Here is a 21,097-nt window from a genome sequence, read left to right as displayed (position 1 = left end):
GAACGGCTGGTGAAAATTGGCCAGCAGGCCCGGCCCTTTCGCGGGTGAACCCGCTCCTACAGCGCGCCGAAAACCTTCTTGGCCAGGCTGGTAGCTGCGGCTGCCGGATTCTGGCGAATGCTCTGCTCCTGCTTGCCGATCATCTCGAACAGGCCATCCAGCGCCTTCTCGGTCACGTAGTTCTCGATATTGGCGTCATCCTTGACCAGCCCCAGGCCTTTGGCCTGGGCGGCGAAGGCATTGTACTGCTGGGCCACGCCAACCTTGTCGGTGGCCTGCTTGACGATTGGCAGGAACTTGGCGCGGATCTGCTCGCGGCTGCTCTTGTTCAGGTACTGGGTGGCCGAGTCGTCACCGCCGCTGAGAATGCCCTTGGCATCGGTCACGCTCATGTTCTTCACGGCCTCCACCAGAATTGCCTGGGCCTGCGGCACGGCAGCCTCGGCGGCCTTGTTCATGCTGGTTTCCAGGGCTTCGACCTGTTCACCCTTGCCGAACATTTTCATCGCCTTGGCAGCTTTGCCCAGGTTGCCTGGCAGCTCGATGCGCACGTCCGGGTTGTTGCTGAAGCCGCCTGGGGTGCTCAGTTGCTTGACGGCCAGTTGCGCACCTTGGGTCAGGGCGTCCTTCAGGCCGCCGGTGGCGTCTTTCTGGCTGAGGTCGCCGAGCGACAGGGCCAGGGCGCTGGCCGACAGCAGCAGGCCGGCGCACAGGGTGGTGAAGCGCAGGGAAGTGCGGATCATGAAGCTTTCCTTGTAAACGGATGAGTACGGGTATCAGCGAACCTGGTCTACCTTGATGCGTACCGATTGCGGGTCACTGCCATCGAGCGCGACAGCGTGCTGTTCGGTGTTGATGAACAGCAACTTGCCATTCAGCTCGATGCGCGCGCTCACCGCATAGCGGTGGCCAGGCTTGACCTGCGCGGGATCATAGGTGAGATGGAACGGCAGTGGTACGTTGCCTTTGACCGGGCCGGCCTGGCGCGCCAGGGTTACGGCAGGGGCGTCCATCAGTGACACATCCTGCAGTTCCACGCTCAGGGTGGCGGCAGGCGGCAGGGCAATACGCTGCAGGTAGAAGACTTCACCGTCCAGGCTGGCCTGGCTGTGTGGGTTTTGGCTGGAACAGGCTGCAAGCAGGGATGCGCAACACAGCATAAAGAGCTTTTTCATGGAATCTCCGGTGTCCTTGGAGCTGGCTTGTGGCCAACCCCAGGGACTTTAGCGGATTTTCCCGACCGATGAACCGTTAGAGGGCCGAAGTTTCCAGCCCGTCGTCACGGTGCAGGGCCACCTGGCGGATCGACAGGCGCAGCTCGGCCGACAGCACACGCTTGGCCACGCCCTCGGCCAGCTCGCCGAGCTTGTCCTGATAACCCAGCTTGCCTTGCGCGTCGGCGTGCAGCACGCCTTGCTCGAGCAAGGTCTGGATGAAGTGGCGGAACAGCGTCTTGTCGAAGAACTCCGGAGCATTCAGGCCATGCAGGATCGACAGGCGCTGGGCCATCATCACGCACAAGTCTTCCAGCGCTTCGGCACTCAGGCTGTTCTGCCCGCTGTTGATCAGCAGCGAGGTGGCCATGTAGAAGCGCTGCAGGGTCTGGGTGATGGTACGGGCGAGCAGGGTCAGCAACACGAATTGCCGCGAGCTGGGCGCCGGGCGCACGTACAGATCGTTGTCCTGGCGCAGCAAGCCCTGTTCCACCAACGCGACCAGCCATTGGTCGATTACTTCGTCCAGCTGTTCTGGCGTCCAGCGCAGAAACAGTTCGGCCTGCAGGTACGGGTACAGCGCGTGCACATACTGGCCCAGCAGTTCACGGCTCATGCGTGAACTGCTGAGGAAGAAGCTGGCCAGCAGCGCCGGCAGGGCGAAGATGTGCAGCACGTTGTTGCGGTAATAGGTCATCAGTACCGCATTGCCTTCATCCAGATAGAGGATGCGGCCCAGGGCGTCCTTCTGCTCGGCCATCAGGTTCATGCTGCGTACATGTTCGATCAGTGCCTGGCCGTCGCCCTCGGGCAGGGTGGTATGCGGCGAGTAGGGCACTTGGCGCAGCAGCGCCAGGTACAGGTCGAGTACGCGGGTCAGGGCGCGTTCGTCCAGGGCAAGGCGGCTGGTGGACAGCAGTGCCAGGGCCACCAGGTTGACCGGGTTGATGGCGGCTGCCTCGTTGAGGTGACGGGCCACGGTTTCTCCCAGGCGAGCAGTAGTAGCGTTGAGCCAGTCCGGACGGTACTGCGGACCGTGATCCTGTTCACGCCAGCCGGGCTGCTGCTGGTCGAGGAAACCAGCCAGGCGGATGGGTTCGCCGAAGTTCACGTAAACCTGGCCAAAGCGCTGCTTGAGTGCGCCGAACACCTTGAAGATGTCGAACACCGACTCCTTCTTCTTGCTGGCGCCGCGCAGTTCGCCCAGGTAGGTACGGCCTTCGAGCACGCGTTCGTAGCCGATGTACACCGGCACGAACACGATTGGCGTACGCGACGAACGCAGGAAGCTGCGCAGGGTAATGGCCAGCATCCCGGTGCGCGGCTGCAACATGCGCCCCGTACGCGAGCGGCCGCCTTCGACGAAGTACTCGACCGGGAAGCCCTTGGTGTACAGGGTGTGCAGGTACTCGTTGAACACTGCCGTGTAAAGCGGGTTGCCCTTGAACGTGCGGCGCATGAAGAAGGCGCCACCACGGCGTAGCAGGTTACCCACCACCGGCATGTTGAGGTTGATGCCTGCAGCCACGTGCGGCGGAGTGAGGCCGTTGCGGAACAGCAGGTACGACAGCAGCAGGTAGTCGATGTGGCTGCGGTGGCACGGCACATAGATCACTTCATGGCCAGGGGCGATACCCTGCACCTGTTCGATGTGGTTGACCTTGATGCCGTCGTAGATCTTGTTCCAGAACCAGCTGAGCACCACTTCGAGGAAGCGGATGGCGGTATAGGTGTAGTCCGAGGCTATCTCGTTGCCATAGCGCAATGCCTGGGCCTCGGCTTTGGCCAGCGGCAGGTTCTCGCGCTGTGCTTCGTCGGCAATCGCCTGGCGCACTTGCGGGGCATGGACCAGGCCTTTGACCAGGGTGCGTCGGTGCGAGATGTCCGGGCCGATGACGGCAGTCTTGAGGTTGCGAAAGTGCACGCGCATCAGGCGCTGGGCCATGCGCACGGTGCGCTCGTGGCCTTTGTTGTGCTGCACCAGTTCGCGCAGGTGGATTGGCGCGGAGAACTGTACCCGGGTCTTGCGCCCCAGGATCAGTACGGTCAGCAGCCGGCGCAGGCGCCCGGTTACCGCCCAGCTGTCGGCGAACAGCAGCTTCCAGGGGCTGGACTCGCTGGCCGGGGTCTGGCCCCAGAACACGCTGACAGGAATGATCTGCGCATCTTCTTCGGCATGCTGGCTGACGGCAGCCACCAGGCGCTCGAGCGTGGGCGGGGCGCCGCTTTTGTCCTGGCGGCCGAGCCAGTCCGGGTCGGGGGTCAGGTAGAAGAACGCGGCGGGTTCCTGCAGTGGGCCGACGGCTACCGGCAGCACCGGGCGCGGCAGCCCCGCCTTGGTGCACTCGTGGTCGAGCACGGCCAGGTCGGTGAGCGCGGGCGAGGGCAGCGCATAGAACACCGGCCGGCTGCGGTCGAGGTTGAGGGTCATGGAAGACTGGTTGATGGTCTCGGAGCGCACCCACAGGTACAACAGGCGACGCAGGCCGCCGAATATCAGGCGGTGCAGGGGGGAACGGGTCATGGGGTGTGTGCCCTGGGTGTGATGTTCAGGTGAGTATTCTGCTATTTAGTCTGCCGTATCGGCGTAAGTTCAGCAAAATTCGGCCAACGACGGGACCGTCATCAATTTTTTTTGTTCTGTGTCATATACTCGGCCTGCCACTTGCAGGATATTTCAGCAAGCGGCGTTGGCACGGGGCATGTGACCTCGTGCCTGCAAGGCGATCTTCACAATAAAAATCCGGAGTAGTTCAGATGTCGTCTCGTGAGACTGGGAATGTAAAGTGGTTCAACGATGCCAAGGGTTATGGCTTCATTCAGCGCGAAGGTGGTGCGGATGTGTTCGTCCACTATCGGGCGATTCGCGGTGAGGGGCATCGTACCCTGGTCGAAGGGCAGCGGGTGGAGTACGCCTGCGTGCAGGGCCAGAAAGGCCTGCAAGCCGAAGACGTAGTGGGCCTCTGAGCCTCTGGTTTCAAGCCGTAGGAGCGGGCTTGCCCGCGAAGCAGCCACTACGGTGGCTGCCACGGGCGAGGCCCGTGTTCGCGGGTAAGCCCGCTCCTACAGAAACGAGCAAGCCTGCCGTTTCATGATGTACGCCAGGTGATTTCCTCTTCACCGTCGGCGCTGATGCGGACCCAGCGGTCAGCATCTTCTTCCCCGTCTTCCTCGACCCAGCCACCCGGCGCGCAGCGCACTTCCACACCCAGCGCGGCAAATGCGGCGCGGGCGCAGGCAACGTCATCGGCCCACGGCGTCTGGTCGCTTTCCAGGTACAGGCTGTTCCATTTCCCTACAGCCTTGGGTAACCAAGTGACCGGAATGTTACCGGCCTGGCATTTGAAGGTATGGCCTTTCTGCTTCCACTCGGTGCACGGGCCGATTGCCTGGGCGAGCCACTCGGCAATCTGCTTGTGGTCGACGTCGGCGTCCTTCAGGTAGATCTCGATATCAGGTTGACGCATAAGGGCTCCGGGTGTGCTCAGTCTTGGCGCACGAAATAGTCATAACGCATGGAAACCGTGACCTCGAACGGCTCGGCCTGGTCGATCACCCGGGCCCGTTTTTCGGCGCTGGCGCGCCAGCCGTGTGGGGTCATGGCCAGCAGGTCGGCGCGGGCCTTGGGCGCGGCCAGGCTCAGGCGGAACTCGAGGGTTTCGCTGTGGGCATGGGCCATGCCTTCAGGGACCAGGGCCAGGTGCTTGTCGTCGGCGTAAGGGCGTACTTCATCGTAGAGCACTTCACGCAGTTCCATCAGGTGGCCGCTGGTCGGGCCGACCCGCATCAGGCCGCCGCCGGGGCTGAGCAAACGCTTGGCCTCGGCCCAGTCAAGCGGGCTGAAAACGCTGGCGATGAACTGGCAGCTGGCGTCGGTCAGCGGCACGCGGGCCATGCTGGCGACCATCCAGGTGACCGCCGGTGCTCGGCGGCAGGCACGCTTGACCGCTTCGCGGGAGATGTCCAGCGCATAGCCGTCGGCGGCCGGCAAGGCCTGGGCGATCTGTGCGGTGTAGTAACCCTCGCCGCAGCCGATGTCCAGCCAGGCGCCTGGCTGGCGCTCGGCGGCCAGCTCGGCCAGGCGGCGGGCGACTGGCGCGTAATGGCCGGCGTCGAGAAAGTCGCGGCGGGCCTCGACCATGGCCTGGTTGTCACCGGGGTCTCGGCTGTTCTTGTGCTGCACCGGCAGCAGGTTCAGGTAACCCTGGCGGGCGCGGTCGAAGCGGTGGCCGGCCGGGCACACCACTCCATTGTCGAGCCGGCTCAGCGGCGCTTGGCAAAGCGGGCAGGCAAGCATCAGGCGAGCAACCGGACCAGGGTCTGGTAGTAGATTTCGGTCAGCAGATCGAGGTCACTGGCAAGGATCCGCTCGTCAACCTGGTGGATCGTAGCGTTGACCGGGCCGAGTTCGACCACCTGGGTGCCCATGGTTGCGATGAAGCGTCCATCGGAGGTGCCGCCGCTGGTGGAGGGCTGGGTATCGCGACCGGTGACGCCCTTGATGCTGGCCGCTACGGCGTCGAGCAGCTCGCCTGGCTCGGTCAGGAACGGCAGGCCCGACAGCGCCCAGTCGACCGACCAGTCCAGTTCATGCTTGTCGAGAATCGCCGACACCCGCGCCTGCAAGCCTTCAACGGTGGACTCGGTGGAAAAACGGAAGTTGAACAGCGCGGTCAGCTCGCCCGGGACTACGTTGGTGGCGCCGGTGCCGGAATTGACGTTGGAGATCTGGAAGCTGGTTGGCGGGAAGAACGCGTTGCCTTCGTCCCAGTGCTCGGCAGCCAGTTCCGCCAGGGCCGGGGCGGCCAGGTGGATCGGGTTGCGCGCCAGGTGCGGATAGGCCACATGGCCCTGCTTGCCGCGTATGGTCAGCTTGGCGCCCAGTGAACCACGGCGACCGTTCTTGACCACGTCACCCAGCAAGGTGGTGCTGGACGGTTCGCCGACGATGCACCAGTCCAGGCGCTCGTTGCGCGCTTTCAGGCGCTCGACCACCGCCTTGGTGCCGTGGTGAGCCGGGCCTTCCTCGTCGCTGGTGATCAGAAACGCGACTTTGCCGCGGTGGTTCGGGTAGTCCTGCACGAAGCGCTCGCTGGCGATGACCATGGACGCCAGGCTGCCCTTCATGTCGGCGGCGCCACGGCCGCAGAGCATGCCGTCGGCGTCGATCAGCGCCTCGAAGGGTTCATGCTGCCATTGCTGGACCGGGCCGGTGGGCACCACGTCGGTGTGGCCGGCAAAACACAGTACCGGGCCGTCCTGGCTGCCGTGGGTGGCCCAGAAGTTGTCGACGTCTTCAATGCGCATCGGCTCCAGCTGGAAGCCTACGGCACCCAGGCGTTTCATCATCTGCGCCTGGCAATCGGCGTCGACGGGGGTGACCGAGGGGCGACGGATCAGGTCGCAGGCCAGTTGAAGGGTAGGCGAGAGCTCGGCAGGGGCCGTCATGGGGGACTCCGGGGCAAGGCAAGGCGGGGAAATCTGAGGGGCGTTATCTTATATCAAATGATTTCGGGCAGCACGGCCCATTCGCGGGCACGCCCGCTCCACCAGGTACCGCGCAGCTCTGAATGCCTGTGGCAGGCCTGTGGGAGCGGGCGTGCCCGCGAATGGGCTGCACAGGTCAGCCCAGGCAACTTCAAGCCTGCTGCGCTTCGGCAGCCTTTTCTGCGGGCTTGGGCAGCGACGACAGAAATGCCATCACCAGCGCTGCCACATATGGCAACGACTGCACCAGCAACATCGCCACCCAGAAGCGCATGTCCGAGCTCGGCAGCCCCTGAACCAGGTAGATGCCCAGCGCCGCGCCCCACAGCAGCACCATGATGAACAGCTCTTCACGCGCTTCGGAAATCGCCACCAGCAACCCATGGCTGTCAGCATTCTTCGGCGTGCGGAAGAACGGCATGCTGCTGGTGAAGAAACCATACAGGACCGCCTTGGCGATGGTGTGCGACAGTGCCAGCCCGGCCAGTGCAGCTGCGAAGGCATCCTTGAGGTTCACCCCCACCGCTCGGCGGTACAGGAAGACGATCTTGCCGACCTTGAAGAAGAACAGCGCCAGCGGCGGGATGGCAAAGATCATCAGCGGCGGGTCGACCCGATGCGGCACGATGATCATCGCCGCCGACCACAGCAGCGCGCCGATGGTGAAGAAGATGTTCATGCCATCGGCGATCCACGGTAGCCAGCCGGCCAGGAAGTGGTAGCGCTGGCCACGGGTCAGCTGGCTGCCTTTGCCGCGCAGCAGTGCGCTGGCGTGGTGCTTGATGATCTGGATGGCGCCGTAGGCCCAGCGGAAGCGTTGCTTCTTGAAGTCGATGAAGGTGTCAGGCATCAGGCCCTTGCCATAGCTGTTGTGGGCGTAGGCGGCGGACAGGCCTTTCTCGAACACGCGCAGGCCCAGTTCGGCGTCCTCGCAGATGCACCACTCGGCCCAGCCCAGTTCTTCCAGCACACTGCGCCGGGTCATGGTCATGGTGCCGTGCTGGATGATCGCGTCACGGTCGTTGCGGGTGACCATACCGATGTGGAAGAAGCCCTTGTACTCGCTGTAGCACAGCTTCTTGAAGGCGCTTTCGTGCTGGTCGCGGTAATCCTGCGGTGACTGCACCACGGCAATTTTCGGGTCGGCGAAGTGCGGCACCATGTGCTTGAGCCAGTTGCGGTCGACGCAGTAGTCCGAGTCGATTACCGCGATCACTTCGGCGTCCTTGGCCGTGTGCGGGATCAGGTAGTTCAGCGCGCCACCCTTGAAGCCGGCCAGAGGCGCGACGTGGAAGAACTTGAAGCGCTCGCCAAGCTTCTCGCAGTGGGCCTTGAGCGGCTCCCAAACGGCCGGGTCCTTGGTGTTGTTGTCGATCACCAGCACTTCGTAGTCGGGGTAGTCCAGGGCGGCCAGGGCGTCGAGGGTTTGTTTCACCATCTCAGGTGGCTCGTTGTAGCACGGCACATGCACCGACACCTTGGGCCGGTAGGCACTGTCGGCCTGCACGGGCAGGAACTCGCGGCGCCGCTTGTGTATCCATACCGCCTCGGCCAGTTCGTGGGCCTCGGTGAGCAGCACGATGAACACGCCCAACGCGCCAAGGGCCAGCAGCACGCCCACGGTCAGGCTGAACCAGGTGCTGTATTGCTGGCTATAGTCGTAGGCGATCCACACCAGCACCGACCCGCACAGGAAGGTGATGAACGTCAGGAAGGTCCGGCCACGCTGGCGCAGGGCCGAGCCATCAATGAACAGCACCGTCAGGGCGATCATTGCCAGCACCACCGACGCCACTGCCAGGGCCCGCCACTGCGGGATCGCCACCACGGGGCCGTCGAAGTTGAACTTCTGCTGGCGCTCGGCGTTGTAGACCCCCCAGTAGGCGCCTACCGAGCCTTCGTCGCTGGCTTTCCAGGGTTGGTCATAGGCTTCAATGACAAAGTAGTTATAGCCCCTGCGGTTGAGGGTGTTGACCAGGGTGCGCAAGTAGATGGCCTGGTCGGCCTGTGTGGCATCGGCACCACCGCGCATGCGGCCGTTGCTTGGCCAGCCGACTTCCGACAGCAGCAGGGGTTTGCGCGGGAACTGGCGCTTCAGTTCACGGGCGCGGTCGAGGACGAACTCGACCGAATCCTTCATCGGCACGAACTCCCAGTAGGGCAGGATGTGCGCCGCAATCAGGTCGACGTGCCTGGCCAGCTCGGGGTGTTCCTTCCAGATGTGCCATTGTTCACTGGTGGTTACGGGCACCTTTACAGCTGCGCGTACCCGGTCCAGGTATTTGATCAGGTTTTCCGGTGTGACTTCTTCCCGGAACAGCGCCTCGTTGCCGACCACCACCCGCACCACGCTACGCGACGTGTTGGCCAACTGGATGGCCGTGGCGATTTCGCGCTCGTTGCGCTCCAGGTCCGGGCTGATCCATATCCCCAGTGTTACCCGCAGGCCCAACTCCTCAGCCAGGCGCGGGATGTCGGCCTGGGTGCCTTCCACGGTATAGATACGGATGCTGTCGGTCAGTTTGCTCAACTGCTCCAGGTCCTGGCGCATTTCGTCGTCAGTGGGATACTGACCCTTCTGTGGGCTTTCGCCCAGGCGGAACGGCGAATACGAAAAGCCAGAGATCTGTTCTGGCCAGGCGGGGGCGGAGACCGGGCGGTTGATCAGTGCCCAGAACCCGGTGAACAGTGCGGCGATGGCCAGCACCACTACCAGGTTCAGGCCGAATTTACGTGAAGACATCGTCGTCCATTCATGTCGAAGTGATAGGACATTAAAGCAGGGTTGGCAGTCTCTTTCCTAACGATGCAGGGCAGGGGCTCACTGGCATATAATGCGCGCCGGTTTTTTGGGGTATGAACATGAGCACAGAAGATCCACGCTTTGCCGGCGTTGCCCGGTTGTATGGCGACCAAGGGCTGCAACGGCTGGGCCTGGCCCATGTGGGCGTGGTCGGTATCGGCGGTGTGGGCTCGTGGGTGGCCGAAGCGCTGGCCCGCAGCGGCGTGGGCGAAATCACCCTGTTTGACCTGGACGATGTCTGTGTCAGCAACACCAACCGCCAGGCCCATGCGCTGGAAGGGCAGGTGGGGCGGCCCAAGGTCGAGGTCATGGCCGAGCGCCTGCGGGCGATCAACCCGGCGTGCACGGTGCATGCGGTGGCCGACTTCGTCACCCGCGAGACCATGGCCGAATACATCACCGAGCACCTCGACTGCGTGATCGACTGCATCGACAGCGTCATGGCCAAGGCGGCGCTGATCGCCTGGTGTCGGCGGCGCAAGATTGCCATTGTCACTACCGGTGGCGCGGGTGGGCAGATCGACCCGACGCAGATCCAGATCGCCGACCTGAACAAGACCTTCAACGACCCGCTGGCCTCGCGGGTACGCTCAACCCTGCGCCGCGACTACAACTTCTCGCGTAACGTCAGCCGCAACTATGGCGTGCCGTGCGTGTTCTCCAGCGAACAGCTGCGTTACCCCAAGGGTGATGGCAGCGTTTGCCTGCAGAAGAGCTTTGTCGGTGAGGGCGTGCGTCTGGACTGCTCGGGGGGCTTTGGAGCGGTGATGATGGTGACCGCGACCTTTGGCATGGTGGCGGCGAGCAAGGCGATCGAGAAGCTGGTGGCCGGCGCGCGCCGGCCGTCGGAACGGGTCAAGCCTGAATAGACCGCCTGGGCATCTTCGCAGGGCCGGCCGCTACAGGTATTGCCTCTCTCAAGCATGATGCCGTACCTGTGGGAGCGGGCAGGCCCGCGAAGAAACCGCCGATTCAGCGGTTGGACGCCAACTCCGCCATCCGCTGCAACACTGCATGCAGCCCATTGCTGCGCGACGGCGACAATTGGCGCTCCAGCCCGAGCTGGGTAAACCACTCGCGCAGATCAAGCCCGGCCAGCTCCTCACTGGCCAGTCCCTGCACCCGCACCAGCAACAGCGCCAGCAGCCCACGCAACAAGCGGGCATCGCTGCTGGCCTTGAACCGCCACACGCCCTCGACCTGCTCGGCCACCAGCCACACCAGGCTCTCGCAGCCATGCACCCGGTTGGCCTCGGTCTTTTCGGCGTCATCCAGCGGGTCCAGCCGTTCACCCCACTGCATCAGCAGCCGCGCACGCTGTTCCCAGCCTTTGCCCTGTTGAAAAGCTTCCAGCGCTTGCTGCGCCTGTTCCTGCAGGCTCATCGCAACAGCTCCAGGCCTTGGTCCAGCGCGTCGAAGAAACGCTGCAAGTCATCGCTATCGTTGTACAAACCCAGTGACACCCGTATCGCGCCCTCCAGCCCCATCCCCTTCAGCAGTGGCATGGCACAGTGGTGACCGGCGCGCACGGCAATGCCCTGTTCAGTCAGTAGGTGGGCGATGTCAGCGTTGTGCACGCCCTCGATGACGAAACTGGCCAGTGCCGTCTGCGGTGCGCCCAACACCCGCACGCCCTCGCGGTCGCCCAGGCCACGCAGCAGGTGCTGGTGCAGGCTGGCTTCATGCGCTGCGACCGCATGGGCATCGAGGCTGGCCAGGTAGTCCAGTGTCGCGCCCAGGCCGATCACCCCGGCAATGGGCGGCGTACCCGCTTCGAAGCCCAAGGGGGCGGGACGGAAGGTGGCGCTGTGGTACTCGGCCAACTGCACCATCTCGCCACCGAACTGCCAGTGGCGCAACAGCTGCAGAGCCTGGCTGCGGCCATAGAGCACGCCGACGCCGTCCGGACCGTACAGCTTGTGGCTGGAAAACACATAGAAGTCGCAACCCAGTTGCTGCACGTCATGGCGGCCATGCACCACGCCCTGGGCGCCATCGACCACCGTCAGCGCGCCCTGGGCGCGGGCATGGGCCAATAGCGCTGGCAGCGGCTGCCAGGTACCCAGCACGTTGGACAGCTGGCTGATGGCGAGCACCCGGGTGCGTGGGCCGATCAGTTGCAGTGCCTGGTCCTGGTCGATACGACCATGGGCATCCAATGGCAGCACCACCAGGCGCAGGTTGCGCCGGTGCGCCAGCTGTTGCCAGGGCAACAGGTTGGCATGGTGCTCCAGGGCACTGACGGCAATTTCGTCACCGGCTTCCAGGCGGTGTTCCAGGCCATAGGCCAGCAGGTTCAGTGCCGAGGTGGCGCCGTGGGTGAACACGATCTGCCGCGAGTCTGCGGCATTGAGCCAGGCGGCGACCTTGTCGCGGCTGGTTTCGAAGGCCTGGGTCGCCAGCGCACCGGGCAAATGCTGGGCACGGTGCACGTTGGCCGCGCCATGGCCGTAGTAATGGCTCAGGGCATCGAGCAAGGCTTGCGGCTTCTGGGTGGTGGCGGCGCTGTCCAGATAGGTCTGGTGCTGCCGTTGCAGGGCGGCGATGGCGGGGAAGTCGGCACGCCAGGGAGAGGGCTGGAACATGTTTGCGAGGCCTGGAATGAAAATCGGGTCTGGTGCATTGGCGCCAGACCCGATCTTAACACCTCAAACCCGGCAAGGTTCTCAGTTGTGAGCGTGCAGCGCTTCGTTCAGCTCGATGGCCGACTTGTGGGTCTTGCACTCAACTGCGCCGTTGAGCGAGTTGCGGCGGAACAGCAGGTCGGTCTGGCCGGCCAGGTCGCGGGCTTTGACCACTTTGACCAGTTCGTTGTTCTCGTCCAGCAGGTTCACCTTGGTGCCCGCGGTGATGTACAGGCCGGCTTCGACGGTGTTGCGGTCGCCCAGCGGAATACCGATACCGGCGTTGGCGCCGATCAGGCAACCCTCGCCGACTTTGATGACGATGTTGCCGCCACCGGACAGGGTGCCCATGGTCGAGCAGCCGCCGCCCAGGTCCGAGCCCTTGCCGACGAATACGCCAGCGGAAACGCGGCCTTCGATCATGCCCGGGCCTTCGGTGCCAGCATTAAAGTTGACGAAGCCTTCGTGCATGATGGTGGTGCCTTCGCCAATGTAGGCACCCAGGCGCACACGGGCGGTGTCGGCGATACGCACGCCGGCCGGGACCACGTAGTCGGTCATTTTCGGGAACTTGTCCACCGAGAACACTTCCAGCAGCTCGCCCTTCAGGCGTGCTTCCAGTTGCAGTTCGGCCAGTTCGGCCAGGTCGACCGCGCCCTGGTTGGTCCAGGCCACGTTCGGCAGCAGCGGGAAGATGCCGGCCAGGCTTACGCCATGCGGCTTGACCAGGCGGTGCGACAGCAGGTGCAGCTTGAGGTAGGCCTCTGGGGTCGAGCTCAGTGCTGCGTCTTCGGCCAGCAGGGTGGCGACCAGCGGCTTGTGGCTCTCTGCCAGACGGGTCAGCAGGGCGGCCTGGGCAGCGTCCACGCCTTTCAGGGCTTCGGCCAGTTGTGCGGCCTGGGCGTTGCTGAAGGCGATGGCCTGGTTGCCACCTTCGTAACCGAGAACAGGGGCTACTGCAGCAACCAGTTCGGCGCTCGGGTTGAGCAGGGGTTGTGCGTAGAACACTTCCAGCCAGGCGCCCTGGCGGTTCTGGGAGCCGACACCAAAGGCCAGGCTGAACAGGGTATTGGACATGTGATTACCTCGTGCGAAATAGGGTAGGGGCTCAGGCCAGGGCAGCGGCGTACAGGTCGGGCTTGAAGCCAACCAGGGTACGCGCGCCAAGGTCGAGCACCGGGCGTTTGATCATCGACGGCTGGGCCAGCATCAGCTCGACGGCCTTGGCCTGGTCGAGGTCTGCCTTGCTGGCGTCGTCCAGCTTGCGGAAGGTGGTGCCGGCACGGTTGAGGATGACTTCCCAGCCGTGTTCGTCGCACCAGCGGTTCAGGCTGTCACGGTCAATGCCTTGGGTCTTGTAGTCGTGAAATTCGTAGGCGATGGCTTTGTCTTCGAGCCAGGTACGCGCCTTTTTCATGGTGTCACAGGCTTTGATGCCGTAGAGCGTGTAGGTCATTGTGTACATTGGGGGTACAAGTCGCCCCAATCTCTCCGTTTTTCGATGTCAGTCGCGGGATTATGCGGGAACGCTCCTCGCGGCGCCACGCCCGTGGCGCCCCTGTTTATTGATCAGGATGTGTTCAAGCGACCAGGCGCTGGACCGACCCGATGATCTCATCGCCGTGTTGCTGTTCGGCTGTGCGCAGATCGAAGGCCGTCTGCAGGTTGAGCCAGAACTCAGGGGTGGTGTCCAGGCAGATGGACAGACGCAGTGCCATGTCGGCGGAAACACCGCCCCGTTCGCGCAGGATGTTGTTGACGGTTGGCGTTGCTACACCCAACGCCCTGGCCAGAGCCGCGGCGCTGAAGCCCATTTCCTTCTGGAAGTCCTCCCGCAGGATTTCACCCGGATGGATTGGACGCATACCGTTCTTGAGCATGATGCACCTCAGTGGTAATCGACAATTTCAACGCTAACTGGCCCGTGTTCTGTCCAGGTGAAGCACAACCGCCATTGGTCATTTACACGGATATTGTGTTGGTCGGCGCGGTTGCCGCTCAGTGACTCGAGGCGATTGCCAGGTGGCGACCTAAGGTCTCGCAACTCTGTTGCGGCATCGAGCATGGCCAGTTTGCGCTCCGCGACTGACTTGATATCTGACCAACGCCGTGTCTTTCCCGTTGTGAAGAGCGCTTCCGTGTCGGCACAGCTAAAGCTTCGAATCATGAGCCTGAATGCTTAACGTTATTCGTTAATGTCGATTATACGACGGGATCGCTGTAGTTCAAGTCTTCAATAACGGGGCACGCGACTCCCAAGCTCCGGTCACATCTGCTGGGTATCATCATGTTACATATTCCCCCGTCACCTGCGACTATCGTGCAGCGGCCCCGAACCGTCGGTCGCCGCTAACATATTGTTTCAATGGCGATGCCTCGCCCTGCCATCGTTTCAGCTCACAAAGGAAGCTTTCCCGGATGCAGTCCGCCTACACCGTCCTCATCCTGTTGACGTTGGTCAGCCTGTCGAAGCTGGTCGGCCGCATGATTCCGCTGCCGTTGCCGTTGGTGCAGATCGCCGCCGGTGCTTTGCTGGCCTTGCCGACACTGGGCTTGCATGTGGCCTTGAACCCGGAGTTGTTCCTGTTCCTGTTCTTGCCTCCGCTGCTCTTTGCCGACGGATGGCGCATTCCCAAGCGTGAGTTGTGGCGCATTCGCGGGCCTGTGGTGGCGCTGGCTGTCGGGTTGGTACTGTTCACCGTGGTCGGGGCCGGCTACTTCATTCACTGGCTGCTGCCGAGCATCCCGTTGCCGGTGGCCTTCGCCCTGGCAGCAGTGCTGTCGCCCACCGACGCCGTGGCGGTTTCGGCCATCGCCCAGGACCGCCTGCCTACCCCGCTGATGCACATGCTGCAAGGGGAGGCCCTGATGAATGACGCATCAGGCCTGGTGACCTTCAAGTTTGCCTTGGCGGCGGCGATCACCGGGGCGTTCTCGCTGGCCGATGCAAGCTTCAGTTTCGTCCTGGTCGCGCTGGGTGGCCTGGCGGTGGGCGTTGCCCTGAGTTGGCTGGTCGGCCGCTTGCGCGCCTGGATGATCGCCCGCGGCTGGGACGATCCAGCTACCCATGTGGTCTTCATGCTGCTGCTGCCGTTCGCCGCCTACGTGCTGGCCGAGCGTCTGGGTGTTTCGGGCATTCTCTCGGCGGTGGCCGCCGGCATGATGCAGAGCTGGCTCGACTTGCTGCCGCGGCAGACCAGCACTCGCTTGCTCAACAGAAGCGTCTGGTCGCTGCTGGAGTTTGCCTTCAACGGCCTGATCTTTCTGCTGTTGGGCCTGCAATTGCCGGACATCATCAAGGCGGTGGTCAGCCACGAAGCTACCCTGTGGCCGACCCTGGCTTACCGCTGCCTGGATGTGGTGGCGATCTTTGCCGCGCTGATCCTGCTGCGGTTCGTCTGGGTGCAGAGTATCTGGCGCTCGATCGGTGTGGTGCGCCGCTGGCGCGGTAAACCGGCGCTGGTGCTGATGCCCACCGCGCGCTCCTGCTGGTTGCTGACCCTGGGCGGTGTGCGGGGCGCAGTGACCCTGGCCGGTGTGATGTCGATACCTTTGCTGATGGGGGCGGGCAAGGCCTTCCCGGAACGGGACTTGCTGATTTTCATTGCAGCCGGGGTGATCCTGCTGTCGTTGATCTGCGCCTGCATCGCGCTGCCGATATTACTGCGCGGGGTCACCAAGAGCCCGGACGAGCGCTTGCACCAGGAAGTGCAGGAAGCCTGGCGGCGCACTGCCGAGGCGGCGATTCATGCCTTGGAAGCAGAGGAGGTGATCGACGCCACTGCCCCGCAAGACGCCGCGCAGGCTACCTTGGCGACCGAGCTGAAGGCGCGGTTGATGGCAGAGTATCGGGATGAGCTGGAAAGCTATGACGACAGTGCCGAAGCCAGGGCATTGGCCGAACAGATGGACTTGCTGGAGCGGCGTTTGCGCTTGCGTGCACTGAGGGCGCAGCGGCTGGAGCTTTACAACCTGCATCGCCAGCACCTGGTGGGGGATGAGGTGGTGCGGCAAGTACTGGGTGAGCTGGATATGAGTGAGGCGAACCTGGGGCAGGTCAAGTAGACCCTATCAAGACCCTTCGCGGGCACGCCCGCTCCCACAGGTACTGCGCTGAGCTTGAAATCAGCGCAGTACCTGTGGGAGCGGGCGTGCCCGCGAAGGGGTTGATCAGCGGTTTTGCAGGAAGGCGCGAATCCGCTCCGCCGCCTCGATGCATTCGGCCAGCGGTGCAACCAGTGCCATGCGCACGCGCCCGGCACCCGGGTTCACCCCGTCCACTTCACGCGACAGGTACGACCCCGGTACCACGGTCACATGCTGGGCTTCGAACAGGTCACGGGTGAACTCGGCATCGTCGCCCGGTACCTTGGCCCACAGGTAGAAGCTGCCGTCCGGGCGCTGCACGTCCAGTACCGGCTGCAGAATATCCAGCACGGCGTCGTACTTGGCCCGGTACTGGTCGCGGTTCTCGCGCACATGCGCCTCGTCCTGCCAGGCGGCGATGCTGGCCAGTTGGGTTTGTACCGGCATCGCGCAGCCGTGGTAGGTGCGGTACAACAGAAACGGCTTGATGATCCGGGCATCGCCAGCGACGAAGCCCGAGCGCAGCCCCGGCAGGTTGGAGCGCTTGGACAGGCTGTGGAACACCACGCAGCGCGCAAAATCGCTACGACCAAGCTCGGCGCATGCCGTCAGCAGGCCTGGCGGTGGTGCGTCTTCGTCGAAGTACAGCTCGCTGTAGCACTCATCGGCGGCGATCACGAAGTCGTGCTCGTCAGCCAGGGCAATCAGCTTCTTCAGGGTGTTCATCGGCACCAGCGCACCGGTAGGGTTACCCGGCGAGCACAGGAACAGGATCTGGCAACGCTTCCACACCTCGGCCGGTACGGCGTCGAAGTCCGGGTTGAAACCGTTGTTTTCCAGGCACGGCAGGTAGTGCGGGGTGGCGCCGGCCAACAGCGCTGCGCCTTCGTAGATCTGATAGAACGGGTTGGGGCTTACCACCAGGCCGTCATCGGCGCGGTTGACCACGGCCTGGGTGAAGGCGAAAAGTGCTTCACGGGTGCCGTTGACCGGCAGGATGTGGCGGTCGGCGTCCAGCCAGCCGGTCGGCACGCCAAAGCGTCGTTCGCACCACTGACCGATGGCCTGGCGCAGGGCTGGCAAGCCGATGGTGCTGGGATAAACCGCCAGCTTGTCGAGGTTGTCGGCCATGGCCTGGGCGACGAACGCCGGCGATTCGTGCTTCGGCTCACCGATCGACAGGGCGATGGCGCGTTTGTCCGCCGCAGGCGTCACGCTGCCCAGCAGGGCACGAAGCTTTTCGAACGGATAGGGCTGAAGCTGGGTCAAGGCATGGTTCATCGGCGCAAGGTCTCGTCAATCGTCTAATCGTTAAAAGGTCACGCGGGTCTGGCTGGTGTCGCTACCTTGGCCGGCCTGCAGTTGCTGCACGATGGCCTCCTGCAGGCGGCTGCACAACTGCGGGTCTGACAGCGGTTGGTTGTCGGCATCGGTAATGAAAAACACGTCTTCTACCCGCTCGCCGAGGGTGGCGATCTTGGCGTTTTGCAGCGAAAGGTCGAACTCCAGGAAAATCCGTCCCAGCCGGGCCAGCAGGCCCGGGCGGTCTGGCGCGGTGATTTCGAGGATGGTCACCGGCCGCTGAGCATCGTTGAGGATGGTCACTTGCGGCGGGAAGTCGAAGTGCTTGAGCTGGCGCGGTACCCGGCGCTGGATGATGGTCGGGTAGTCCTCAGGGTTGCGCAGCGCTTCGGTCAGGCCGTCGCGAATCTGCTTGACCCGTTGCGGGTTGTCGCCGATCGAGCCACCGTCGTTGTCCAGCACAATGTAGGTGTCGAGGGTGAACTGGCTGCTCGACGTGATGATCCGGGCGTCGTGGATGTTCAGGTTCAACTGCGACATGGCCGCCACCGTCACGGCGAAGAAATCATGCTGGTCGGGGGCATAGATGAAAATCTGCGTGCCGCCTTCGAACTCGCGCTGGGTGGTTTCCTTGATCAGTACCAGTGGCCCGCCATCGGCCGGTTGCTGCAGGATCGCATCCGTGTGCCAGGCCACGTCGGCGGCGGTGTGCTTGAGGAAATAGTCATCGCCCAGTTGCGCCCATAGCTGCTCGACGTCGTCCGGGTCGGTCCCCTCGCGCACCAGGATATCCAGCGCTGACGACTGGGTCTGGCGAATCTGCTCTTCGCGGTCCAGCGGGTTTTCCAGGCCACGGCGCAGGGCGCGCTTGGTCTCGCTGTACAGCTGGCGCAGCAGGCTGGCGCGCCACGAGTTCCACAGGCTGGGGTTGGTGGCGTTGATGTCCGCCACAGTCAGCACGTACAGGTAGTCAAGGCGTGTCTCGTCGCCCATGTGCAGGGCAAAGTCGTTGATCACCTGCGGATCGGACAAGTCCTTGCGCTGAGCGGTGGTCGACATCACCAGGTGGTTCTGCACCAGCCAGACGATCAGGCGGCTGTCCCAGGCCGGCAACTGGTGCCGTTCGCAGAACTTCTGCGCGTCCACTGCACCGATTTCCGAGTGGTCGCCCTGGCGACCCTTGCCGATGTCGTGGTACAGGCCGGCCAGGTAGATCAGCTCGGGTTTGGGCAGGCGCCCCATGAGCTTGCTGGCCAGCGGGAATTTCTCGGACACCGGCGTGTATTGCAGCTTGCGCAGGTGCTTGATGAGGTTGAGGGTGTGCGCATCGACCGTATAGATGTGGAACAGGTCATGCTGCATCTGCCCGACGATCAGGCCGAACTCTGGCAGATAACGGCCAAGAATGCCGTAGCGGTTCATCCGGCGCAGGTTGCGGTGGATGCCGATTTCGCACTTGAATAGCTCGATGAACAGGCTGGTATTGCGGATATCGGTGCGGAACGTGTCGTCGATCAGGTGGCGGTGTTCGCGCAGCAGGCGCACGGTATCGGCACGCACGCCCTTGATCTCGGGGTGTTGGGCCATCAGCACGAAGATTTCCAGCATGGCGAACGGCGTTCGCTTGAACACGTTCGGGTTGGCGGCCTCGATATAGCCGTCATGCAGGCGGAACCGCGCGTTCAGCGGCTGGGTGCTGCCACTTTCCTCGTCGGCGAGGATAACTTCTTCGAAGTGCTGGATGATCAGGTCGCACAGCTGGCTGATGCTCATCACCACCCGGTAGTACTGCTGCATGAACTGTTCGATCGCCCGCTTGGGGTTTTCGTCGCTGTAGCCCAGCAGCGTGGCGAGGCTGCGCTGGTGATCGAACAGCAGGCGGTCTTCGGCGCGCCCGGCCAGCATGTGCAGGGCATAACGGACTTTCCAGAGGAAGTCCTGGGACGAAGCCAGCAGTTCGTTCTCGCTTTCCAGCAAGAAGCCTTCGCCGGCCAGTGCATGCAGGTTCAGTGTGCCGTACTGGCGACGGGCTACCCACAGTACCGTCTGGATGTCGCGCAGGCCACCTGGCGAACCCTTGACGTTGGGTTCGAGGTTGTACTCTGTGTCGTTGTACTTGTGGTGGCGGGCCTTGAGTTCGGCGCGCTTGGCCAGGAAGAACTCCTTGCTCGGCCACATGTGTGCGGTGCTGGTGACTTCCAGCATGCGCTGGCGCAAGGCCTCGGGGCCGGCGATGGTGCGGCTTTCCATCAGGTTGGTGATCACGGTCAGGTCGGCGCGGGCCTGTTCGGCGCACTCGTCGACGGTACGCACGCTCTGGCCGACTTCCAGGCCAATGTCCCACAGCAAGGTAAGAAAGCGCTCGATGGCATCGCGGTACTGCTCGTGCTCGGCAGCGCCTAGCAGAATCAGCAGGTCGATGTCCGAGTGCGGGTGCAGTTCGCCGCGCCCATAGCCGCCCACCGCAACCAGGGCAATGCCGCTCTGGTCGCCCCAGTCGAACTGGTTCCACGCCTGTTGCAGTATATTGTCGACGAGCCAGGCGCGGGCCTCGATCAGCGGGCGGATGTCGCTGCCGGCGCGAAAACGCTTGTCGAGCACCTCGCCGGCCAGGCGGATGGCTTTCTTGAAGGCGGCGATGGGGCTCGCCTTGAGGGCCAATTCCGCCTGGAACTGGCCACGGTCGAACAGCTCGGGGTCCACCTGGGGCATCGCGTCACGTTCCTGTCGTGGGTGGCCTGTCGGGGTGCGGTCAGGCCGAAGTGCGCGGGATGGTGTCGTCCTTGCGCAGGGTGAAGATCTCGTAGCCGGTCGCGGTCACCACCAGAGTGTGTTCCCACTGGGCCGAGAGCTTGCGATCCTTGGTGATGGCGGTCCAGCCGTCGCCCAGCACCTTGGTGTCGGCCTTGCCCTGGTTGATCATCGGCTCGATGGTGAAGGTCATGCCTTCCTTCAGCTCCATACCCGTGCCAGCGCGGCCGTAGTGGAGGATCTGCGGCTCTTCGTGGAACACCTTGCCGATGCCGTGACCGCAGAACTCGCGTACCACCGAGAAACCGTTCTTCTCTGCGTGCTTCTGGATCACTTCACCGATGTCGCCCAGACGGCAGCCCGGCTTCACCAGCTCGATGGCCTTGTACATGCATTCCTGGGTGACCTTGGACAGGCGCTCGGCCCAGACCGGCACGTTGCCGACGTGGAACATGCGGCTGGTGTCGCCGTGGTAGCCGTCCTTGATCACGGTGACGTCGATATTGAGCGTGTCACCGTCCTTGAGCGGCTTGTCGTTGGGGATGCCGTGGCAGACCACATGGTTGATCGAGGTGCAGATCGACTTCGGGTAGCCCTTGTAGTTGAGCGGTGCCGGGATGGCCTGCTGGACGTTGACGATATAGTCGTGGCACAGGCGGTCGAGCTCTTCGGTGGTGATACCGGGCTTGACGTGTTCTTCGATCATTTCCAGCACTTCGGCGGCCAGGCGGCCAGCGATGCGCATCTTCTCGATGTCTTCTGCGGTCTTGATGGTGACGGTCATTACAGGCTCTCTACGGCGCCGTGCACGGCGCGAACAAACGGGAAAG

General features: G+C 63.4%; 19 protein-coding genes. 3 read left to right on the top strand and 16 right to left on the bottom strand.

The window, feature by feature from the left end:
* Window positions 1-56: 56 nt before the first annotated feature.
* The 3 genes from GST84_20600 to plsB all read right to left on the bottom strand — a co-directional run bounded on the left by GST84_20600 (window position 57) and on the right by plsB (window position 3,738).
* Complete coding sequence (locus GST84_20600; GenBank protein ID XGB14597.1) at window positions 57-743, bottom strand: DUF4197 family protein; 687 nt, start codon at window positions 741-743, stop codon at window positions 57-59.
* A gap of 33 nt (window positions 744-776) precedes the next feature.
* Window positions 777-1,175 (bottom strand): hypothetical protein, encoded by a 399-nt coding sequence (locus GST84_20595; GenBank protein XGB14596.1) that lies wholly within the window; start codon window positions 1,173-1,175, stop codon window positions 777-779.
* Between the two features lie 76 nt (window positions 1,176-1,251).
* Window positions 1,252-3,738 (bottom strand): glycerol-3-phosphate 1-O-acyltransferase PlsB, encoded by a 2,487-nt coding sequence (plsB, locus tag GST84_20590; GenBank protein XGB14595.1) that lies wholly within the window; start codon window positions 3,736-3,738, stop codon window positions 1,252-1,254.
* 233 nt (window positions 3,739-3,971) lie between these two features.
* Here plsB and GST84_20585 point away from each other — a divergent pair, with 233 nt between their 5' ends.
* Entirely contained in the window at window positions 3,972-4,181 is a 210-nt protein-coding gene (locus GST84_20585; GenBank protein ID XGB14594.1) for a cold shock domain-containing protein, read from the top strand.
* 122 nt (window positions 4,182-4,303) lie between these two features.
* Here GST84_20585 and GST84_20580 read toward each other — a convergent pair whose 3' ends face one another.
* From GST84_20580 to GST84_20565, 4 genes are all read right to left on the bottom strand, one after another.
* Window positions 4,304-4,681 carry a hypothetical protein gene (locus tag GST84_20580; protein ID XGB14593.1) on the bottom strand — a complete coding sequence of 126 codons (378 nt, stop codon included), beginning with the start codon at window positions 4,679-4,681 and terminating at the stop codon, window positions 4,304-4,306.
* Between the two features lie 17 nt (window positions 4,682-4,698).
* A complete protein-coding gene (locus GST84_20575) occupies window positions 4,699-5,511 on the bottom strand; it encodes a methyltransferase domain-containing protein (GenBank protein ID XGB14592.1) in 813 nt (270 codons plus the stop codon).
* Window positions 5,511-6,662: a succinyl-diaminopimelate desuccinylase gene (dapE, locus tag GST84_20570; protein ID XGB14591.1), complete on the bottom strand. Its 1,152-nt coding sequence runs from the start codon at window positions 6,660-6,662 to the stop codon at window positions 5,511-5,513. The genes GST84_20575 and dapE overlap by 1 nt, the downstream gene beginning before the upstream one ends.
* Window positions 6,663-6,852: 190 nt before the next feature.
* A complete protein-coding gene (locus GST84_20565) occupies window positions 6,853-9,444 on the bottom strand; it encodes a glycosyltransferase (GenBank protein XGB14590.1) in 2,592 nt (863 codons plus the stop codon).
* Between the two features lie 113 nt (window positions 9,445-9,557).
* Between GST84_20565 and tcdA the strand changes: the two genes are divergently transcribed.
* Complete coding sequence (gene tcdA, locus GST84_20560) at window positions 9,558-10,373, top strand: tRNA cyclic N6-threonylcarbamoyladenosine(37) synthase TcdA (GenBank protein XGB14589.1); 816 nt, start codon at window positions 9,558-9,560, stop codon at window positions 10,371-10,373.
* Window positions 10,374-10,476: 103 nt separating this feature from the next.
* On the opposite strand, the gene GST84_20555 is transcribed toward tcdA, so the two are convergent.
* From GST84_20555 to GST84_20530, 6 genes are all read right to left on the bottom strand, one after another.
* Window positions 10,477-10,887 carry a SufE family protein gene (locus GST84_20555; protein XGB14588.1) on the bottom strand — a complete coding sequence of 137 codons (411 nt, stop codon included), beginning with the start codon at window positions 10,885-10,887 and terminating at the stop codon, window positions 10,477-10,479.
* Window positions 10,884-12,089 carry an aminotransferase class V-fold PLP-dependent enzyme gene (locus tag GST84_20550; GenBank protein XGB14587.1) on the bottom strand — a complete coding sequence of 402 codons (1,206 nt, stop codon included), beginning with the start codon at window positions 12,087-12,089 and terminating at the stop codon, window positions 10,884-10,886. Before GST84_20550 ends, GST84_20555 begins: the two co-directional genes overlap by 4 nt.
* 81 nt (window positions 12,090-12,170) lie before the next feature.
* Complete coding sequence (gene dapD / locus GST84_20545) at window positions 12,171-13,205, bottom strand: 2,3,4,5-tetrahydropyridine-2,6-dicarboxylate N-succinyltransferase (GenBank protein XGB14586.1); 1,035 nt, start codon at window positions 13,203-13,205, stop codon at window positions 12,171-12,173.
* A 31-nt stretch (window positions 13,206-13,236) separates the two neighbouring features.
* On the bottom strand, window positions 13,237-13,593 hold the full coding sequence (locus tag GST84_20540; GenBank protein XGB14585.1) for an ArsC family reductase: 357 nt from the start codon (window positions 13,591-13,593) through the stop codon (window positions 13,237-13,239).
* Window positions 13,594-13,708: 115 nt separating this feature from the next.
* Window positions 13,709-14,008, bottom strand: coding sequence for a HigA family addiction module antidote protein (locus GST84_20535; protein XGB14584.1), 300 nt, complete (start codon window positions 14,006-14,008; stop codon window positions 13,709-13,711).
* Between the two features lie 8 nt (window positions 14,009-14,016).
* The gene (locus GST84_20530) at window positions 14,017-14,295 is read right to left on the bottom strand and encodes a plasmid maintenance system killer protein (GenBank protein ID XGB14583.1); all 279 of its coding nucleotides are present in this window, start codon (window positions 14,293-14,295) and stop codon (window positions 14,017-14,019) included.
* A 251-nt stretch (window positions 14,296-14,546) separates the two neighbouring features.
* Here GST84_20530 and GST84_20525 point away from each other — a divergent pair, with 251 nt between their 5' ends.
* Window positions 14,547-16,193, top strand: a complete 1,647-nt coding sequence (locus tag GST84_20525; protein XGB14582.1) for a Na+/H+ antiporter — start codon at window positions 14,547-14,549, stop codon at window positions 16,191-16,193.
* A gap of 105 nt (window positions 16,194-16,298) precedes the next feature.
* On the opposite strand, the gene GST84_20520 is transcribed toward GST84_20525, so the two are convergent.
* From GST84_20520 to map, 3 genes are read right to left on the bottom strand one after another with little or no spacing between them, the layout of a single operon-like run.
* Entirely contained in the window at window positions 16,299-17,495 is a 1,197-nt protein-coding gene (locus GST84_20520; protein ID XGB14581.1) for a succinyldiaminopimelate transaminase, read from the bottom strand.
* A gap of 30 nt (window positions 17,496-17,525) precedes the next feature.
* The gene (locus tag GST84_20515; GenBank protein XGB14580.1) at window positions 17,526-20,228 is read right to left on the bottom strand and encodes a [protein-PII] uridylyltransferase; all 2,703 of its coding nucleotides are present in this window, start codon (window positions 20,226-20,228) and stop codon (window positions 17,526-17,528) included.
* A 40-nt stretch (window positions 20,229-20,268) separates the two neighbouring features.
* On the bottom strand, window positions 20,269-21,051 hold the full coding sequence (gene map / locus GST84_20510) for a type I methionyl aminopeptidase (GenBank protein XGB14579.1): 783 nt from the start codon (window positions 21,049-21,051) through the stop codon (window positions 20,269-20,271).
* Window positions 21,052-21,097 lie beyond the last annotated feature (46 nt).

The organism is Pseudomonas putida, from assembly GCA_041879295.1.
GTDB lineage: Bacteria > Pseudomonadota > Gammaproteobacteria > Pseudomonadales > Pseudomonadaceae > Aquipseudomonas > Aquipseudomonas putida_Y.
This window is presented reverse-complemented; position numbering and strand designations above follow the sequence as displayed.

Coding starts and splice junctions, on each gene's coding strand:
- GST84_20585 (XGB14594.1), top strand. CDS start 3,972: ATGTCGTCTCGTGAGACTGGGAATGTAAAGTGGTTCAACGATGCCAAG.
- dapD (XGB14586.1), bottom strand. CDS start 13,205: ATGTCCAATACCCTGTTCAGCCTGGCCTTTGGTGTCGGCTCCCAGAAC.
- GST84_20565 (XGB14590.1), bottom strand. CDS start 9,444: ATGTCTTCACGTAAATTCGGCCTGAACCTGGTAGTGGTGCTGGCCATC.
- tcdA (XGB14589.1), top strand. CDS start 9,558: ATGAACATGAGCACAGAAGATCCACGCTTTGCCGGCGTTGCCCGGTTG.
- GST84_20515 (XGB14580.1), bottom strand. CDS start 20,228: ATGCCCCAGGTGGACCCCGAGCTGTTCGACCGTGGCCAGTTCCAGGCG.
- plsB (XGB14595.1), bottom strand. CDS start 3,738: ATGACCCGTTCCCCCCTGCACCGCCTGATATTCGGCGGCCTGCGTCGC.
- GST84_20540 (XGB14585.1), bottom strand. CDS start 13,593: ATGTACACAATGACCTACACGCTCTACGGCATCAAAGCCTGTGACACC.
- GST84_20580 (XGB14593.1), bottom strand. CDS start 4,681: ATGCGTCAACCTGATATCGAGATCTACCTGAAGGACGCCGACGTCGAC.
- GST84_20550 (XGB14587.1), bottom strand. CDS start 12,089: ATGTTCCAGCCCTCTCCCTGGCGTGCCGACTTCCCCGCCATCGCCGCC.
- map (XGB14579.1), bottom strand. CDS start 21,051: ATGACCGTCACCATCAAGACCGCAGAAGACATCGAGAAGATGCGCATC.
- GST84_20555 (XGB14588.1), bottom strand. CDS start 10,887: ATGAGCCTGCAGGAACAGGCGCAGCAAGCGCTGGAAGCTTTTCAACAG.
- GST84_20525 (XGB14582.1), top strand. CDS start 14,547: ATGCAGTCCGCCTACACCGTCCTCATCCTGTTGACGTTGGTCAGCCTG.
- dapE (XGB14591.1), bottom strand. CDS start 6,662: ATGACGGCCCCTGCCGAGCTCTCGCCTACCCTTCAACTGGCCTGCGAC.
- GST84_20600 (XGB14597.1), bottom strand. CDS start 743: ATGATCCGCACTTCCCTGCGCTTCACCACCCTGTGCGCCGGCCTGCTG.
- GST84_20595 (XGB14596.1), bottom strand. CDS start 1,175: ATGAAAAAGCTCTTTATGCTGTGTTGCGCATCCCTGCTTGCAGCCTGT.
- GST84_20520 (XGB14581.1), bottom strand. CDS start 17,495: ATGAACCATGCCTTGACCCAGCTTCAGCCCTATCCGTTCGAAAAGCTT.
- GST84_20575 (XGB14592.1), bottom strand. CDS start 5,511: ATGCTTGCCTGCCCGCTTTGCCAAGCGCCGCTGAGCCGGCTCGACAAT.
- GST84_20535 (XGB14584.1), bottom strand. CDS start 14,008: ATGCTCAAGAACGGTATGCGTCCAATCCATCCGGGTGAAATCCTGCGG.
- GST84_20530 (XGB14583.1), bottom strand. CDS start 14,295: ATGATTCGAAGCTTTAGCTGTGCCGACACGGAAGCGCTCTTCACAACG.